The sequence below is a fragment of the Streptomyces spinoverrucosus genome, from assembly GCF_015712165.1.
Classification (GTDB): Bacteria; Actinomycetota; Actinomycetes; order Streptomycetales; family Streptomycetaceae; genus Streptomyces; species Streptomyces spinoverrucosus_A.
On the sequence record NZ_JADPZX010000001.1, the window covers coordinates 4,388,159 to 4,405,893 of the forward strand.

Below are 17,735 nucleotides of genomic sequence, written 5' to 3' on the forward strand. Positions count from 1 at the left end.
GATGAGGGCGTTCGCCCGGTCCTGCCGGCCTCGGAGGATCTTCGCGTAGAAGCGGAAGAGTGCGGTGAGGCTGTAGCGCCTTGAGCCTGGCAGCGTCGCAGAGGCCGCAGTACTCCGTGGACCGGACGCGCCCGCCCGTCGCGGCCCGGAAGAGTCGGTCGTCGGAGGCCACCCCCGTACTGCTCCTTGTGCTCTCGAAGCGTCGTGGTGAGGACAGGCGGGATCGGAACGGACCTGGTCGCGGTACGCGCCGGCGTTTGAGCCCACGCTGCTCGTACGACTTCCCGTAGTCGGGCCACCCCGATCCGACCCCGGGACGACTGCCGGCGAGCACCAGCTCCCCAGTCTTCCCTGGGCAGGGTGCAGTGCCCCGCACGCAGGGCCGCAATCTCCGAGGGGCGCATGGCCGCGTAGTAGAGGCATCCGAAGAAGGCGGCCAGGTGCTGGCCGCGCGCGCCGAGCTGCCGGACGGCATCGGTCAAGTCGGCCGCTTGCTCCGGGTTCGGGGCGTCGCGGAAGTCCACCTCGTCGTCCTCAGGGCCCTTTGTTAAGGGGCCAAGTCTCCGTCTTCTTCGGCAGGAACACCGGCACGCTCAAGAAACCGTCGGCGTGGACGGTCTCCCCATCCTGGTTCTGGACTTCCGCCTCTCAGTCGTGTCTTCCTCCCTCTGGCATGGCTGTTGACCGGTGTGCGCCATGCTGTCAAGCCCCGAATTATCGGAACGTGCCCACACCGTACCGATCGGGCCTACTGGATGTGCGGCCCCACCCGAAAGAAGACGGGGCGGCACAGGGCGGTGGAACTAATTACCGCCACCCCGCCTCGAATTCCCGAGGCACGGCAAACACATCCCTCTTCATCGAAGGAGAAAAGTCATGACCCGTAAGTACGGTACCGACGAGGCAATTTCCAGGCGCCGCGGTTTTCGCCTCGCGACGGTGGTGGCTGCCGCTTTGATCTCCGGCGGTATCGCCTTCCCGGCATCCGCTGCAGTGCAGGCCCCCACCACGTCGGCTGTGAGCCTCACCGACAAGCTAACGGTGCAGCGCGATGCCAAGGGCGGCGACGCCAAGACCAACAATGGCGGAAAGGCCACCGGCGGCAGGGCTGAAACCAAGAATGGTGGCAAGGCCACTGGCGGTAATGCCGAAACCAACAATGGTGGCGAGGCTCAGGGTGGTGGTGCCAAGACCAACAATGGTGGCGAGGCCGAGGGTGGTGGTGCCAAGACCAACAATGGCGGCAAGGCCACTGGCGGTAATGCCGAAACCAACAATGGTGGCAAGGCCACCGGCGGTAGTGCCGAAACCAACAATGGCGGTGAGGCTCAGGGCGGCGCTGCCAAGACCAACAATGGTGGCGAGGCCGAGGGTGGTGGTGCCAAGACCAACAATGGTGGCAAGGCCACTGGCGGTAATGCCGAAACCAACAATGGTGGCAAGGCCACCGGCGGTAATGCCGAAACCAACAATGGCGGTGAGGCTCAGGGCGGCGCTGCCAAGACCAACAATGGTGGCGAGGCTCAGGGTGGCGCTGCCAAGACCAACAATGGTGGCAAGGCCACTGGCGGTAATGCCGAAACCAACAATGGCGGCAAGGCCACTGGCGGTAACGCGGAATCCACCAATGGCGGCGAGGCCAAGGGCGGTGATGCCGTGGCGAATTAAGACCGTAGCGCCGCAGAAGGCGAGTTAGGTCGCAGTCCGGCCGGGCGGCACAGCCGCAGGGTCATGCCGCCCGGCCGGACCACTGACATCATCCGGATCACAAGAACCCGCACTACGGCACAGGCCGCGCAACGCGGTACCGGATACCAAACAACCCAGGAAGTCCGAGCCCCCTTCTCGTATTTCTGGAAAGACTGGAGAGAGAAGTAAACCTCATGAAGGAAAGTATCTGGACGCGCCGCCTGGCCATTGTGGTCACCTCCGCCCTCCTGACCGGCGGCGCCCTGGTGCCGGCAGGAACCGCGTTTGCGGTCTCGGCCCCGGCGATGGTCACCGGCGACCATAAGAAGGACGACAAGCACACCAAGGAACGTAAGGACAAGGCCGGCCACGATGACCGCGACAAACATTGCCGCGCCGGCGACGCTACCGGTGGCAACGGCACCGGCGGCGACGCCGAAGTCTGCACCAGCCCCGGCGGCATCGGCACCGGCGGCCGAGGCAGGGGCAACTGCGGCGGCCGCAGCACCGATGGCACCGGCACCAACGGCAAGAACGGCCCCAACTGCCCGGAGAAGCCGAAACAGCCCGACTCGCATCCTGACAGCACCGACACCACAACCCCGGACACTTCCACCCCGGACACTTCCACCCCGGACACTTCCACGTCGCCGGTTCCACCCACGGGCAGCACCGGCAGCACGGACAGCGAAACCCCCGTCGGCCCGGCGCCGCGGCCCATCCCCCCTGACGTCGTAGTCAAGTAAACGAGGTCCCATTCTGGGGCGCAGCGCTTTTGAAAACCGTCGTGGCGCGAGCCACCGTGGGTTCGAATCCCACACACACCGCGCAGTCGAACGGCCTCTGACCTGGGTGCCCAGGTCAGAGGCCGGCTGGTTTTCGCGGCCTTGACGACCCGGCCCTCACGGCCGCTCCCCTGTCAGTCGGGCCGCTGACGCGATCGTCGCGCGTGCCTCCCGTTCGCTGAGACCCGTCCCGAGGGCCGCCTCGATCAGGGCGGGGACCAGGGCGGGGGCGAGGCCGTTCTCGTAGGCGCGGCAGGCCGCCCAGAACAGGCGCGTGTTGCGTTGGCCCTCGTGTGCCGCGAGCACGAACTGGACGAGGCCCTGGCCGTGGCCCCCGCTGTTCCCGGTCCGGCCGTGTGGTGGGGCGGGCGTGCGTGGGGGCGGGAGGAGCAGGCGGAGCAGGGCCGGTGGGCAGGGTGCGGGGGCCAGGTGGGCCGTGCCCGGTGCCGTGCCGTACGTCCCGTGGTCGGTGCGGGAGCCGGGGCCGACGAGGTAGCCGCCGGCGCCGCGGATGTCGATGCCGGGGGCCAGGCGGCCGGCCGAGTTGGGGACGGCGACGTCCGGGGGGCCGGTCAGCCACAGGTGGCGGCCGCCGCTGGGGGTCAGGACGACCACCGTCTCGGGGATCGTGAACAGGTGCCGCAACGCGAGTTCGCGCAGGGCGGCCGAGGAGTCCGTACCCGACTTGGTGTCCAGGTCGATGCCGATGAGGTGGTGTGGGGGAAGGCCGCAGGCGATGCCGTAGCCGGTGGCCCAGGGCGCGGCGGCGAACAGTTCGCGGATTCTGCGCGGATCGGTCGAGGCGTCGTACACGCCGTGTCCGAAACGGCCGCATTCGCCGTGGCAGGCGGGGGCCGCCGGGTCGGCGCGGTGGGGGGAGCGCAGGGCCGGGAGTTTGGTCCGGGAGAGGGGGATGACGGCCAGGCCGCGTTCGGCGGCTGACAGGGCGTGTGCGAGGGCCAGCGTCGTGGCCTGCCGGTCGATGGTGGCCATGGATTCATTTTCGTACGAGTGTTCGAAGAAGGGAAGAGGGGGGCGTGCGACGCGCCGGGGGGCGCGAGATTGTCCGAAAAGCCGGCGGAACGCTTCAGCCCTTGTGCCGCTTGGGGCGGAGGCGTCCTGTGTGCCCTGATGCGAGGGGCCAACGTGGCCTAAGGGGTTTATCGACTTGTCATCACGCTTGAGGGCGAATCACGGCTTCCGGGGTGGTTCGCCGGGGATTCGGTGGGCAATCCTGATCACGCGACGTCGAGCTCACACCGCCAGGGTGGTCGGCCAACTGCCCTGGTAAAGGCTGTACTTCACGCGCTCAAGGCCGTCCGGCCGGGCGTATTGCTACTGGAGGAAGAAACATGGCAAGCATCCGTACCGCCCGCGTTGTCGCCGCACTCTCCGCCCTTCCGCTCGCAGCCGCCCTCTTCGCCGGTGTTGCGACGGCGGACAACGGCTCCTTCGCGGACAACGGATCGTCCGCCTCCGTCACCAACGCGTTCGCGGGCATCATCGGCAGCGGTGTCGGCGACGACAACAACGGCAACTCGTCCACCACCCAGCAGCAGGCGGTCGGTTCGGGCGCCTCGAACCAGAGCAACACCGCGCAGGTCGACGACTCGGCGTACACGGCCGTCCAGCAGGGCAACGAGAACGTCGCCGTCAACTTCTACCCCTGGTGGTGATCTGAGGGGCCGGCGCACCGGCGCCGGTCCCCTCGACTCCCGTGGGGTGTGTTCAGTGGGGTGAACAAGGTCAGTCCGCGCGGCGGTGCTCCGGCACCGCCGCGCAGGCGTTTCACCGGCGTGCACCGGCCTTGACAGTCCCCTGTATCTGACGGACAGTCAGAAATCTCACGCGGGAAGGGGACACGACGGCCATGAACGGCAGGGACCACCCGGACGACGACGACCTGCTCGCCCGCCTCAAGGCCTACGAGGGCCGCCCCGCCACCCTCCTCGGCACCGGCAAGGACCCCGTCAACCGGCCCATGATCCGCCACTGGTGCGAGGCCCTCGGCGACACCAACCCGGCGTACACCGGCCCCGACGCCATCGCTCCGCCCACCATGCTCCAGGCCTGGACGATGGCCGGCCTCTCCGGCCACGACCGCTCCGGCGCTACGACGCGGACCCCGGCGTACGACGAACTCCTCGGCCTGCTCGACGAGGCCGGCTGCACCTCGGTCGTCGCCACCGACTGCGAGCAGGAGTATCTGCGCCCCGTGCGCCCCGGCGACGAGATCACCTTCGACACGGTGATCGAGTCGGTGTCGGCGAGGAAGACCACCAAGCTCGGCACCGGCTACTTCGTCACGACCCGCACCCGCGTCCACGCCGCGGGAGAACTCGCCGGCACCCACCGCTTCCGCATCCTCAAGTACGCCCCCGCCCGCCCGAAGAAGGCCCCGGCCGAGCCCCGCCCCCGCCCCGTCGTCAACCGTGACAACGCCGGTTTCTGGGAGGGCGTCCAGCGGCACGAGCTGCTGATCCAGCGCTGCGCCGACTGCCGCACCCCGCGCTTCCCCTGGCTCCCGGGCTGCGGCGCGTGCGGCGGCCTCGACTGGGACACCGTCCGCGCGGCCGGGGACGGCACGGTCCACTCGTACGTCGTCATGCACCATCCGCCCTTCCCGGCCTTCGACCCTCCCTACGCCGTCGGCCTGATCGAGCTGGCGGAGGGCGTGCGGATCGTCAGCAACGTGGTCGGGGTGCCGTACGACAAGGTGCGGATCGGGATGCCGGTACGGCTGGAGTTCCGGCGGTACGACGACGAGTTGGTGCTGCCCGTGTTCCGGGGAGGGCTCTCGTGAAAGTGAACGTGAACGTGGGCGACGAGCTGCCTCCGCTGGAGGTCGAGATCACCCGCACCCTGATCGTGGCCGGGGCGATCGCCTCGCGGGACTACCAGGACGTGCACCACGACGCGGAGCTCGCCCGGCAGAAGGGCTCCCCGGACATCTTCATGAACATCCTGACCACGAATGGCCTGGTCGGCCGTTACATCACCGACCACTTCGGCCCCGCTGCCGTCCTGCGCAAGGTCGCCATCCGGCTCGGCGCGCCCAACTATCCGGGTGACACCATGGTGTTGACCGGCCGTGTCGAGGCGATCGACGGACCGACGGCCGTGGTCCGGGTGAGCGGCGACAACGGCATCGGCCGGCACGTCACGGGCACGGTGACCGTCACCCTGCCCGCCGGGGGCACCTCGTGAAGGCCGCGATCGCCGGCACCGGCGCCACCGACTTCTCCAAGGACTCCGGGCGCAGCGAACTGCGCCTGGCCGTCGAGGCGGTGCGGGCGGCGCTCGACGACGCCGGGCTGGCGCCGGCCGACGTGGACGGCATGGTGACGTTCACCATGGACACCAACCCGGAGATCACCGTCGCCCGGGCGTGCGGCATCGGCGAGCTGTCCTTCTTCTCCCGCGTCCACTACGGCGGCGGCGCGGCGTGCGCGACCGTGCAGCAGGCGGCGTTGGCGGTGGCGTCCGGGGCGGCGGAGGTGGTGGTCTGCTACCGCGCGTTCAATGAACGTTCGGGCCGCCGCTTCGGTTCCGGCGTACGGCACCGGGAGCCGTCGGCGGAGGGCGTGGCACTGGGCTGGGTGATGCCGTTCGGGCTGTTGACGCCCGCGTCGTGGGTGGCGATGGCGGCCCAGCGGTATCTGCACACCTACCGGCTGACCCCTGAGGAGGCCTTCGGCCCGGTCGCCGTCACGGCCCGTCGGCACGCGGCGGCCAACCCGGCGGCGTACTACCACGGCCGCCCGATCACCCTCGCCGACCACGCCGCCTCCCGCTGGATCGCCGAACCGCTGCGGCTGCTGGACTGCTGCCAGGAGACGGACGGCGGCCAGGCCCTCGTCGTCACCTCCCTCGAACGCGCCCGGGACCTGCGGCACGCCCCCGCCGTGATCGCGGCGGCCGCCCAGGGTGCGGGCCGCGCGCAGGAGCAGATGACGAGCTTCTACGCCGGCGACCTGACCGGGCTGCCGGAGGCGGCGGTGGTGGCGCGGCGGCTGTGGCGGACGGCGGGGTGCGGTCCGGCCGACATCGACGTGGGGATCCTGTACGACCACTTCACCCCTTTCGTCCTCATGCAACTCGAGGAGTACGGGTTCTGCGGGCGCGGCGAGGCGGCCGGTTTTGTCGCCGAGGAGCGGCTGCCGCTGAACACGCACGGGGGGCAGCTCGGGGAGGCGTACCTGCACGGCATGAACGGGATCGCGGAGGCGGTACGACAGTTGCGCGGCACGTCCGTGAACCAGGTTCCGGGGGCGGAACGCGTGCTGGTGACGGCGGGGACGGGCGTGCCGACGTCGGGGCTGGTACTGACGGCCGAGAGGTGAGCGCGGCACAGGCGCCCCCGCCCCGCCCTGCACGCGCCCCCCAAGTCCCCACGCGCCCCTTAGGGGACACACCCGCAGTAGGACTCCACCCCTCGTCCACCTCCAGGAGGTGCAGCCAGCCCCACCTCTACACCCTGAGGGGGACCCCTCTTCGGGACCTGCGGGCGATCCGGTCGAGGGGGCCCGGAACCTAGCTTGGGAGCCATGACCACACCCGTCTGCACCACCGCCTCGAACGCGGCCGCACCCCGGACGCAGACCCTCTCGTACCCGTCCTTCGCGTCGTACGTCCGGGCCCGCCAGCCCGTGCTGCTGCGCACCGCCCGGTCGCTCACCGCGAACCCGAGCGACGCGGAGGACCTGCTGCAGACCGCGCTCACCAAGACGTACGTCGCCTGGGAGCGCATCGAGGACCACCGCGCGCTGGACGGCTATGTCCGCCGCGCGCTGCTGAACACCCGTACGTCGCAGTGGCGCAAGCGCCGGGTGGACGAGTTCGCCTGCGACGAGCTGCCCGAGCCGGAGCCGCTGCCCGGCGGCGACGACCCGGCCGAGCAGCAGGCGCTGCGCGACGCGATGTGGCGGGCGATCATGAGACTCCCGGCCCGGCAGCGGGCGATGGTCGTCCTCAGGTACTACGAGGACCTGAGCGAGGCCCAGACGGCCGAGGTGCTCGGCGTGTCGATCGGCACGGTGAAGTCGGCGGTGTCGCGGGCGCTGGGCAAGCTGCGCGAGGATCCCGAACTGGGGCTCGTCCGGTGAAGTGAGCTGGGCGTTGTTCTATCGCGCGCCTTTGTGTTCGGCAACGTGATGTGATCGATCGTCCGGATCTAGTGACATACCGCTCGGTACGTGCGCAGAATCAGCGCACACCTTACCGCCGCGTAGGCAATGTCGCCCCGGGAGGACGCCGTGCTGAGCACCATGCAGGACGTACCGCTGTTGATCTCCAGGATCCTGACCCACGGGTCCACGATCCACGGATCGTCGCAGGTGACCACCTGGACCGGCGAGGGCGACCCGCACCGCCGCTCCTACGCCGAGATCGGCACCCGCGCGGCCCAGCTGGCGCACGCCCTGCGCGACGACCTCGGGGTCCGGGCCGACGACAGGGTCGGCACCTTGATGTGGAACAACAGCGAGCACGTCGAGGCGTACTTCGCGATCCCGAGCATGGGCGCGATCCTGCACACCCTCAACCTCCGCCTGCCTCCCGAGCAGCTGGCCTGGATCGTCAACCACGCCGCCGACCGGGTAGTGATCGCCAACGGCTCCCTGCTCCCGCTGCTGGCCCCGCTCCTGCCGCACCTGAAGACGGTCGAGCACGTCGTCGTCTCCGGCCCGGGCGACCGCTCCGTCCTCGCCGACGCCACCGCCCAGGTGCACGAGTACGAGGACCTGATCGCCGGCAAGCCGACCGCGTACGACTGGCCGGAGCTGGACGAACGCCAGGCCGCCGCCATGTGCTACACCTCCGGCACCACGGGCGACCCCAAGGGCGTGGTCTACAGCCACCGTTCGGTCTACCTGCACTCCATGCAGGTCAACATGGCCCAGTCGATGGGCCTGACCGACGAGGACACCTCGCTCGTGGTGGTCCCTCAGTTCCACGTCAACGCCTGGGGCCTGCCGCACGCCACGTTCATGACCGGCGTCAACATGCTGATGCCGGACCGCTTCCTGCAGCCCGCCCCGCTCGCCGAGATGATCGAGCGGGAGAAGCCGACGCACGCCGCCGCGGTCCCCACCATCTGGCAGGGCCTGCTCGCCGAGCTGACCGCCCGGCCCCGTGACGTCTCCACCCTCACCCAGGTCACGATCGGCGGCTCGGCCTGCCCGCCCTCGCTGATGGAGGCGTTCGACACGCTGGGCATGCGGGTCTGTCACGCCTGGGGCATGACGGAGACCTCCCCGCTCGGCACGGTCGCCCGCCCGCCGGCCCACGCGGTCGGCACGGAGGAGGAGTTCGGCTACCGACTCACCCAGGGCCGCTTCCCGGCCGGCGTCGAGGCCCGCCTCACCGGTCCCGGCGGCGCACGCCTCCCCTGGGACGGCGAGTCCGCCGGCGAGCTGGAGGTCCGCGGCCCCTGGATCGCGGGCGCCTACTACAACGGCCCCGGCGCCGAACCGCTGCGCCCCGCCGACAAGTTCAGCGAGGACGGCTGGCTCAAGACCGGTGACGTCGGCATCATCAGCCCCGACGGCTTCCTCACCCTCACCGACCGCGCCAAGGACGTCATCAAGTCCGGCGGCGAGTGGATCTCCTCGGTGGAGCTGGAGAACGCCCTGATGTCCCACCCGGACGTCGCGGAGGCCGCCGTGGTCGCCGTCCCCGACGACAAGTGGGGCGAACGCCCGCTGGCCACGGTGGTCCTGAAGGAAGGCGCCACCGCCGACTTCGAAGCCCTCCGCGCCTTCCTGGCCGACGAGGGCGGGATCGCCAAGTGGCAGCTCCCGGAGCGCTGGACGATCATCCCGACCGTCCCCAAGACCAGCGTCGGCAAGTTCGACAAGAAGGTGCTGCGCCGGCAGTACGCGGCGGGCGAGCTGGACGTCACCCGGCTCTGAGCGGCGCGTACGTCCGTACGGCGGCGGCCGTCACCGCCGTACGGACGTGGTCGTCCACCCCAGCAGGAGCCACACCCCCGCCACCGCGCACACGCCGCCCCAGCCCCAGTGGCTGTACGCGGTCCCGGCGAGGGCCGAGGCGATCGCGCCGCCCGCGAAGCCGGAGACCACATAAGCGGTGTTGGCGGTGGCCGGGGTCGAGGTCGTCGTGAGGGCCAGGGTCTGGTTGGCGACGTGGGAGGCGACCAGGGCGGCGTGCACGGCGATCGCGGCCACGAAGACGGCCCACATCACCTGCCCGCCCAGCCAGAAGAGCGGCAGGGACACGGCCGCGAGCAGATACGCCGAGCCCACGACCCTGGCGGCGCCGAAACGGTCCACCAGCCCGCCGGCCAGCGGGGCGACCACGCTGGCCGTCAGCCCGAAGAGGCCGAAGAGCCCGGCGGTGGCGATGGACAGCCCGTACGACGGCCCCGTCAGCAGCAGTGCCAGCGACGTCCACAGCGCGCTCCACGCGCCGAACATCCCCGCCTGCCGTACGCAGGCCCGCCACAGGTCGGGCGAGCGGCGGACGAGGCCGGGCAGCGCGGGGATGCCGGAGAGCAGATGGCCGGCGCGCGGGCGCCGCTCCGACGGCAGGACCAGGGCCGTGGCCAGGCCCAGGACGAGGGTCAGCCCGCCCGCGCCCAGGAACACCGCCCGCCAGCCGAAGGCCTGCCCGGCCAGTCCGCCGACCACGCGCGCCGCGACGATGCCCGCGAACAGGCCGGATATCACGGCGGCGACATGGCGGGCGCGGCGTGCGGCGGGGGCGCGTTCGGCGACCAGCGGGACCAGCAGCTGGGGGATGACGGTCGCGGCGGACGCGACGAACACGGCGACCGCGAGCGTGGCGGAGCCGCCTGCCGCGGCGGAGGCGGCCAGCGCGGCCGTGGTCACCACGGTCAGGCCGGTGACCAGGCGGCGCCGGTTGACGGTGTCGCCGAGCGGGGCGAACAGCAGCAGGCCGATCGCGTACCCGAACTGCGCGACCGAGGCGATCCACGCCACGGCGGAGGGGGTCGAGCCGAAGTCGCGGGCGATGAGGGGGAGCAGCGGGGCGGCGAGGTAGATGTTGGCGGCCGTGACGGCGCTGCAGACGGCGACGAGGGCGAGGAAGAGGGTGGGGGCGAGGGGTGCCGGCCTCTTCGCGGGGGTGGTCGGGGGTGCCTGGCCGGGAGTGGCGGGTTGTGCCTGGCCGGAGGTGGTGGGTTGTGCCCGGTCGGCGGTGGGCGCGGTGGTCGCGGTGGTCGCGGTGGTTGCCGAGGTTCCTGACGGCATCAGCGGAGGACTCCTTCGAGTCGGACCCTTCGAGCCCGCTCTAGCAACTAACTGGTTGGTTGGATTAGGGCAACAGTCTGCGGCGCCCGCGCATTCCCCGTCAACCAAACAGTTGGTTACCTCCCCGGCTACCCTGTGCCCATGCCAGTCAGGGATCCCGAGGCCACCAAGGCCCGCATCTTCGACGCTGCCGTCGCCGAGTTCGCCCGCCATGGCATCGCCGGCGCCCGCATCGACCGCATCGCCGCCAAGGCCAAGGCCAACAAGCAGCTGATCTACGCCTACTTCGGCAACAAGGCGGAGCTCTTCACCCACGTCCTGGAGAAGAGGATGCTCGACCTCGCCGTCTCGGTCCCCGTCGACCCGGACGACATCGAGGCCTGGATGGACCGCCTGATGGACTATCACGCCGCCCATCCCGAACTGCTGCGCCTGCTGTTCTGGGAGGGCCTGGAGTACGGCACCGCCGAACTCCCCGACGAGCCCGAACGCCAGGAGCACTACGCCCGCAAGGTGGCCATGATCCGGGACGGCCAGGAGCGGGGCGTCGTCACCGACACCATCCCGGCCCCCGACCTGCTCTTCCTGCTGACCGCGCTGGCCAACTGGGCGGCCGTCGTCCCGCAGATGAGGCGCATCCTGGTGGGTACGCAGGATGCGGACCGGGAGCGGCTGCGGGCGTCGGTGAAGGAGGCGGCGCGGCGGCTGACGGCACGCTGAGACCGCGCCCCACGGGGCACCGCCGAAGTGATCAAGAACGCAGAACACCCGGCGCATCCCGACCGGCTGACTGATCGTCTAGAACGTCATGGACCTGACGTATTCAGCCGGCAGCATCCCGCACCGCCCCGTCGCGTTGTTGCTGGCCCTCGCCGGAGTCGCCGGAGCCCTGCTGATCGGCAGCGGCGGTCTGGACACGGTGGTCGGCTGCGGTGTGAGCGCCGATCCCTACCCGTCGCAGACGGCGCAGGACTGGGTCGAGAACGCCGACCATGTCGTCGTGGCCACCCCGGTCGGCGAGGAGGAGACCAACCGGCGCGAGTTCGAGAAGGGCGCGTACCGCTACCAGACCGACCGGACGGTCACCTTCCGCGCGGACGACGTCCTCTGGTCCGCCCCGCGTGCCGACCGGTCGCTCGACGAGGGCTTCGAACTGACCGCCCCCGGCTGGCGCGTCCACCGCGCGAGCGGCAACCGCAGCAAGCGGACCGCCGGCTACGCACCCCGCCTGGAGCTCGACCACACCTACCTGCTCGCCGTGCGCTGGACGGCCGACGGGTGGGCCGTCCTGGGGGAGGGCGCCGCCATCCCGTTCGACGACCGCACGGCAGGGCGGGGCGAATGGTGCGGCCGGGTGCTGAGCGAGGAGGACGTGGCACGTGGCGAACGCTTCTCCCGCCGGGCCGACGACAGCCTGGAGAAGGCCGTGAACGGCCGGGACGAACAGGCCGTCGTCCACGCCCTCGAAACCGCCGCCGCCCCGGACTGACCGGCGTCGCTCAGTTCGTCCCGATCCGCGCCAGCAGATCCACGATCCGGCCCTGCACCTCCGTACTCGTGGACCGCTCCGCGAGGAACAGCACCGTTTCGCCGGAGGCCAGCCGCGGCAGGTCGGCCTGGTCGACGGCGGCCGTGTAGACGACGAGCGGGGTGCGGGTGAGCTGCCCGTTCGCGCGCAGCCAGTCGACGATCCCGGCCCGCCGCCGATGCACCTGCAGCAGGTCCATCACGACCAGGTTCGGCCGGAACTGCCCCGCCAGCGTCACCGCGTCCGCGTCACTCGCCGCCCGCGCCACCTGCATCCCGCGCCGCTCCAGCGTCGCGGTCAGCGCCAGCGCGATCTCCGCGTGCTCCTCGATGAGCAGCACGCGCGGCGGGTGCTGCTCACTGTCACGCGGGGCGAGCGCCTTCAGTAGCACGGCGGGATCGGCGCCGTACGCCGCCTCGCGCGTCGCCTGCCCGAGCCCGGCCGTCACCATGACCGGCACCTCCGCCGCCACCGCCGCCTGCCGCAGCGACTGCAGCGCGGTGCGCGTGATCGGACCGGTCAGCGGGTCCACGAACAGCGCCGCCGGGAACGCGGCGATCTGCGCGTCCACCTCCTCGCGCGAGTGCACGATCACCGGCCGGTAGCCGCGGTCGCTGAGCGCCTGCTGGGTCGACACGTCCGGCGCGGGCCACACCAGCAGCCGACGCGGGTTGTCGAGCGGCTCCGGCGGCAGCTCGTCGTCCATCGGCTGGGGCAGCGGCGGATCCGCCACCTCGACGGCCCCACCGGGACCGTCCAGCGGTTCGGGCCCCTCGTCGGCGTTCTCGTCCGGCGCGCCTATGGCGTACGACCGTCCGGCGTCCTCCGCCGGCCCGGCGAGCCGCGACTGCCCGGCCAACGAGGACTGCTTCTGCTGGGCGGCGGCGGCCTGCTCGCCCTGCGGATGCGGGCGTGCGGCGGCCGGCTCCGGCGGCGTCCCCAGCTTGCGGCGCCGACCACCGCCCGACGACTGGTGCGGGGGCGGAGTCGCCCCGGCCGACGGCTGCTGCACCTGCGCCGCCTGCCGTGTGAACGGCACACCCTGCCCCAGCGTCCGCACACTGATCGCCCGGCCCTGCGTGGCGTTCGAATCCGCGGGCGCGGCGGCACCGGCGCCGGCCTCGGCGGGCAGCGGCTGCGCCATCCGCGCCTGGGTGGCACTGGTCGGACCGGCCGCCGCCTCGGGAGGCAGCGGGGCGCCGGGGGCCGGTGGCTGTGGCGCGGCGGGGGGCGCCTGCTCGGGAGTCGAAGTCGGAGGTACGGGGCTCCCGGCCGCGTTCGCCGGCTGAGGCACCGGGGTGCCCGTGCCGGGCGTCTCGTCCGCACCGGCGCTGGCCGGCCACTGCTGCGGCGGCGGGGTGGTGCTCTGAGCCGGGGCCGCCTCGGCGGGGAGGGGCTGGGGGGCCGGGGCCTGCGGGGGTACGGCGGCCTGGGCCGGCTGCGGCTGGGGCTGCTGCGGGACGGGCGGGCCGGGGGTCGGCCGGCCCGCGACCGGCTGTGCGCCGCCCTGTGCGGGCACGGTGACCTGCCCGGACGGCTGCTGCGCGGGGACGTTCTGCCCCTGGGCCGCCGGGACGGCGGGCACGGACTGGGCCGGGGTCTGAGACTGGGCCTGGACCTGGGGCTGAGGCTGGGCCTGCGGCTTCGGCTGAGCCGTCTGTACCGGAGTCGCCTGGGCCGGAGTCGCCTGGGCCGGAATCGCCTGGGCCGGAATCGCCTGCGCGGGCGCCCCGTTCCCCTCGGCCTGCGGGGCCGCGACCCGACGTCGGCGCCCCGTCGGCGCGCTCGCCGGATGCGGCTGCGGTGGGGTGTGGTCGTCGGACTGGTCGTGCGGTACGGCGTCATGACGGCCGTGATCGTCGGCGGGCACGGCACCGGGAGTGCCCTGGCCCGGCACCTGCGCCTGCACCGGACCGGCCTGCCCGGGCACCTGGACGGCCGCCGGGCCCAGCCCCTGAGGCTGCCCGGGCGCGGGGGGAGCCGCCTGAGCCGCCCCTCGATCGGCCTCGGCAGGCGGCAGCGCGAACACCGTGCGCGGACCCGCCTCCTGCGCGGCGGCCCGCTCCTGCGCCGCCGCGAGCGCCCGCCGCCGACGCCCGGTCGACTGCTGCTGCACCTCGGAACCGGCCCCGGCCGGAACAACCGAGGCAGATGCGTCAGGGGCAGGGGCCTTTGACCCGGCCGCGGGCAACGCCGCCGGCAGAGCGTGCTGTTCGCCCGCCGCACGCCGGGCCCGCCGACCGCCACCGGACGCGGGCACGCCCTGCGGCGGAACCGTCCCGCCCAGTCCGTTCGCGGCCGCCGCGGTGCCCGCGGCGTGCTCGGCGGCCGTGACGACAGCGCCCTCGGCCACTGGGTCCGCCGCCGCGCCGTCCGCCGTACCGTCCGCCACGGCGAGCTCGGCGCCCTCGGCCGGCCGCCCGCGCCGCCGCCCGGTACCGCCGCCGGCCTCACCCGCGTCACCCGGCGCCTGAGCCACCTCGGGCGCGGCCCGCCGCCGACGCCGCCCGGTGGGAGCGGCGCCCTCCGCCTCGTCGGTCTGAGGCACCTCGCTCTCCAGGAAGGCGTCCGTGGTGGCCCGCCGCGCGCGCCGCCGCCCGCCGCCGGAGGTTTCCTCGGCGGCCTCGGGCGCGGCTTCCGGCGCGGCCGGAGCGGCAACGGCCCCCGCCCCACCGCCGAGCGGCACCTCAAGGACGTAGGCACTGCCGCTCATACCCGGCACTTCGTGCGTCTGCAGCACGCCGCCGTGCGCGCGCACGATCCCGCGCACGATCGGCTCGTGCACCGGGTCTCCCCCGGCGTACGGCCCGCGCACCTCGATCCGTACGACCTCGCCGCGCTGCGCCGCCGCGACCACGACGGTGTTGTCCAGGTAACCGCCCGCCGACGCGGGCGCGTTGCCGGTCGCGTCGACACCCGCCACGTCGGCGACGAGATGAGCGAGGGCGGTGGCGAGGCGCTGCGGGTCCACCTCGGCCTCGATGGGCGGCGCGTGGACGGCGAACTGCACGCGCCCCGGCCCGACGAGTTCGACGGCCCCGTCGACACCGGCCGCGACGACCGCGTCGAGCATCACCTTCGTACGCGTGATCTCCTCGGTGCCCGCGTCGAGCCGCTGGTAGCCGAGGACGTTGTCGATGAGCTGGGTGATCCGCGAGTAGCCGGCGGAGAGGTGGTGCAGGACCTGGTTGGCCTCGGGCCACAGCTGCCCGGCGTCGTCCGCGGCGAGGGCCGCGAGGTCGCGGCGCAGTTCGTCGAGGGGCCCGCGCAACGACCGCCCGAGCAGCGTCAGCAATTGCTCGTGCCGCCCGGCCAGGGCCTCGTAACGGTCCTTCTCCCGCTCGGCGAGCGCGGCGTACCGCTCCTCGCTCGCCGCGACCTCCTCCGTGTGCCGCTCGCGCAGCTCTTCCAGCTCGGTGACGTGCTGCTGGCGCAGGGCGGTGAGGTCGGAGGCGTGCTCCTCGGAGAGCCGCTCCAGCTCCTCGGCGTGCTGCTTCTCGACGGCGGCCTTCTCCTCGGCGAGCACGTCGTACGGCCGCCGGTCGGCGAAGGTCATCACGGCGCCGACGAGCTGGTCGCCGTCCCGCACGGGCGCGGTCGTGAGGTCGACGGAGACCTTGTCCCCGCCCTTGGACCACAGCACCTGCCCGCGCACCCGGTGCTTGCGCCCGGAACGCAGGGTGTCGGCGAGCGCGGACTCCTCGTACGGGAAGGGCGAGCCGTCGGCGCGCGAGTGCAGGACGAGGTTGTGCAGCTCCTTGCCGCCGAGTTCGCCGGCCCGGTAGCCCAGGATCTGCGCGGCGGCCGGGTTGACGAGCACGATCCGCCCGTCGGTGTCCGTCCCGACCACACCCTCGGACGCGGCCCGCAGGATCATCTCGGTCTGCCGCTGCGAGCGGGCCAGCTCGGCCTCGGTGTCGACGGTGCCGGAGAGGTCGCGCACGACGAGCATGAGCAGCTCGTCACTTGCGTAGCCGTAACTGCCGTAGGCCTGCTGACCGTTCTCGAGATTCGCGCTCGTGACCTCGACGGGGAATTCACTCCCGTCGGTCCGCCGGGCGATCATCCGGGTCGGCTTGGTCCGTCCGCGCGGGTCGATGTGGTCGGGCCTCCGCATGGAACCCGGGATGAGCTTGGAGTCGAACTGCGGCAACAGATCGAGCAGCCCGCGCCCGACGAGCGCGGTCCCGGGCGCCTCGAAGGCCTCCAGCGCGATGGTGTTCGCGTTGACGACGGTCCCGTTTGCGTTGACCAGCACCAACGCGTCGGGCAGCGCGTCCAGTATGGCTGCGAGGCGAGCAGCGCCTCGGGATGGCCTGCTGCTCACGAGACGCTTCCCTCCTGTTACCGCACCTTGCCGACCGCTCGGGCCATCTTGCCAACCGGCCCGCGACGTGTCACGCGAGGGAGTCTAAGGGCTGGGGTTGTGCTCGCGACGCGGGATGCGAGAGAGGTCGCACGACGAAGTGACACGGAACGGAAGCGCGTCACCCGACCCCGCACACCCACGCCACGCGCCGTTCGCGCCCCCTACGCCGGACCTTTACGTGTTGCCCGAGTGGTGTTCCGGAGTGGTGTTGGAGGTAAGGGAGCACGGGGGCTTACGCGCGGGCCTCGGGAAGGAACGGGACCAGCCGGTCCCAGCGGGCGATCTCGCAGCCGTTGCTGCGGTCGAACGTTGCATCGACGGGGCGCCCGGCCCACGTGCCGGTGACGCGGGCGGTGGCGGGCCCGCCGTACTGCATGGTGCACATGCTGTCCCGGGCCACCGGCGCGAACACGTCCCGCCCCCACCGGGTCTCCCGCTCCAGCGCCCGACACGCCCCGCCCGCGTCCGGGTGGCTCCCGCCACTCGGATGGCACTGCACCTCGAAGCTCCCATCCGCACCACTGCTCACACCACTGACGGTGACGGTGAGGTGATCGGCGTCGGTGTGGTGGAGCCCGCGGTGCTGGCCGAGGAAGGGCGAGGGCACGGCGGCGTCCGCGGGGGCGGCGGACAGCGAGGTGAGGGCGGCGAGAGAGGCGCCGGCGGCGAGGGCGAGGCGGGGCAGCGAGAGACTCATGACCTGCAACATGACCTGACTAACGCCCCACGCCCCCGGACGTTGCGCGCCTGTGCGCCCCCGGCGCTCGGCACCCGCCCCGACCGGCGGGGAAGCCCTTTGCCCTGCGGGCCGCCTGCCTAGTACCGTGGGGGGCGATTGGTGACAGCACGCTCGACTGTGTCATCATCTGCACACACCACTCGCGCCTGCGCGAGAGGCTGTGCTGGAGGCGTCGCCTAGTCCGGTCTATGGCGCCGCACTGCTAATGCGGTTTGGGCCTTAAAGCCCATCGAGGGTTCAAATCCCTCCGCCTCCGCACCTCACCGAAGCCCTGGTCCCCCGGACCGGGGCTTCGGTCGTTCCGGACCCCGTCAGACGCATTTCCGCAGGTCACAAGGGGTGCGGCCAATGGATTTCACATGGCGGCGGCAGTCATGTAATGTTCTTCCTGTCG

14 protein-coding genes and 1 tRNA gene are annotated in these 17,735 nt (G+C 72.0%); 11 read left to right on the plus strand and 4 right to left on the minus strand.

Annotation, left to right across the window (positions count from 1 at the left end; genetic code table 11):
• The first annotated feature begins 876 nt into the window (after window positions 1-876).
• Window positions 877-1,668, plus strand: coding sequence for a hypothetical protein (locus I2W78_RS19770; RefSeq protein WP_196461616.1), 792 nt, complete (start codon window positions 877-879; stop codon window positions 1,666-1,668).
• Window positions 1,669-1,883: 215 nt separating this feature from the next.
• Window positions 1,884-2,435 carry a hypothetical protein gene (locus I2W78_RS19775; protein WP_196461617.1) on the plus strand — a complete coding sequence of 184 codons (552 nt, stop codon included), beginning with the start codon at window positions 1,884-1,886 and terminating at the stop codon, window positions 2,433-2,435.
• 156 nt (window positions 2,436-2,591) lie between these two features.
• Here the strand turns inward: I2W78_RS19775 and I2W78_RS19780 are convergent, their stop codons facing one another.
• Entirely contained in the window at window positions 2,592-3,467 is an 876-nt protein-coding gene (locus I2W78_RS19780) for a bifunctional DNA primase/polymerase (protein WP_196461618.1), read from the minus strand.
• Between the two features lie 359 nt (window positions 3,468-3,826).
• Here I2W78_RS19780 and I2W78_RS19785 point away from each other — a divergent pair, with 359 nt between their 5' ends.
• The 6 genes from I2W78_RS19785 (at window position 3,827) to I2W78_RS19810 (ending at window position 9,385) form a co-directional block, all read left to right on the plus strand.
• Window positions 3,827-4,150: a hypothetical protein gene (locus tag I2W78_RS19785; protein ID WP_196461619.1), complete on the plus strand. Its 324-nt coding sequence runs from the start codon at window positions 3,827-3,829 to the stop codon at window positions 4,148-4,150.
• A 194-nt stretch (window positions 4,151-4,344) separates the two neighbouring features.
• Entirely contained in the window at window positions 4,345-5,277 is a 933-nt protein-coding gene (locus I2W78_RS19790; RefSeq protein WP_196461620.1) for a bifunctional MaoC family dehydratase N-terminal/OB-fold nucleic acid binding domain-containing protein, read from the plus strand.
• An 8-nt stretch (window positions 5,278-5,285) separates the two neighbouring features.
• A complete protein-coding gene (locus tag I2W78_RS19795) occupies window positions 5,286-5,681 on the plus strand; it encodes a MaoC family dehydratase (RefSeq protein ID WP_196464635.1) in 396 nt (131 codons plus the stop codon).
• A complete protein-coding gene (locus tag I2W78_RS19800) occupies window positions 5,678-6,817 on the plus strand; it encodes a lipid-transfer protein (protein ID WP_196461621.1) in 1,140 nt (379 codons plus the stop codon). The genes I2W78_RS19795 and I2W78_RS19800 overlap by 4 nt, the downstream gene beginning before the upstream one ends.
• A gap of 204 nt (window positions 6,818-7,021) precedes the next feature.
• Window positions 7,022-7,579 carry a SigE family RNA polymerase sigma factor gene (locus I2W78_RS19805; protein ID WP_196461622.1) on the plus strand — a complete coding sequence of 186 codons (558 nt, stop codon included), beginning with the start codon at window positions 7,022-7,024 and terminating at the stop codon, window positions 7,577-7,579.
• Between the two features lie 129 nt (window positions 7,580-7,708).
• Window positions 7,709-9,385 carry a long-chain fatty acid--CoA ligase gene (locus I2W78_RS19810; protein ID WP_196461623.1) on the plus strand — a complete coding sequence of 559 codons (1,677 nt, stop codon included), beginning with the start codon at window positions 7,709-7,711 and terminating at the stop codon, window positions 9,383-9,385.
• Window positions 9,386-9,415: 30 nt separating this feature from the next.
• Here the strand turns inward: I2W78_RS19810 and I2W78_RS19815 are convergent, their stop codons facing one another.
• Window positions 9,416-10,705, minus strand: a complete 1,290-nt coding sequence (locus tag I2W78_RS19815) for an MFS transporter (RefSeq protein ID WP_196461624.1) — start codon at window positions 10,703-10,705, stop codon at window positions 9,416-9,418.
• Between the two features lie 141 nt (window positions 10,706-10,846).
• On the opposite strand from I2W78_RS19815, the gene I2W78_RS19820 reads away from it, so the two are divergent.
• Together I2W78_RS19820 and I2W78_RS19825 are read left to right on the plus strand one after the other, a co-directional pair.
• Window positions 10,847-11,425 (plus strand): TetR family transcriptional regulator, encoded by a 579-nt coding sequence (locus I2W78_RS19820; protein WP_196461625.1) that lies wholly within the window; start codon window positions 10,847-10,849, stop codon window positions 11,423-11,425.
• Between the two features lie 88 nt (window positions 11,426-11,513).
• Window positions 11,514-12,194 (plus strand): hypothetical protein, encoded by a 681-nt coding sequence (locus tag I2W78_RS19825; RefSeq protein ID WP_196461626.1) that lies wholly within the window; start codon window positions 11,514-11,516, stop codon window positions 12,192-12,194.
• A gap of 10 nt (window positions 12,195-12,204) precedes the next feature.
• Here the strand turns inward: I2W78_RS19825 and I2W78_RS19830 are convergent, their stop codons facing one another.
• Together I2W78_RS19830 and I2W78_RS19835 are read right to left on the minus strand one after the other, a co-directional pair.
• On the minus strand, window positions 12,205-16,560 hold the full coding sequence (locus I2W78_RS19830) for a PAS domain-containing protein (RefSeq protein WP_196461627.1): 4,356 nt from the start codon (window positions 16,558-16,560) through the stop codon (window positions 12,205-12,207).
• A 274-nt stretch (window positions 16,561-16,834) separates the two neighbouring features.
• Window positions 16,835-17,299 (minus strand): SSI family serine proteinase inhibitor, encoded by a 465-nt coding sequence (locus I2W78_RS19835; protein WP_230885514.1) that lies wholly within the window; start codon window positions 17,297-17,299, stop codon window positions 16,835-16,837.
• A 207-nt stretch (window positions 17,300-17,506) separates the two neighbouring features.
• Between I2W78_RS19835 and I2W78_RS19840 the strand changes: the two genes are divergently transcribed.
• Window positions 17,507-17,597: transfer RNA gene (locus I2W78_RS19840), tRNA-Ser, on the plus strand.
• Window positions 17,598-17,735: the final 138 nt, after the last annotated feature.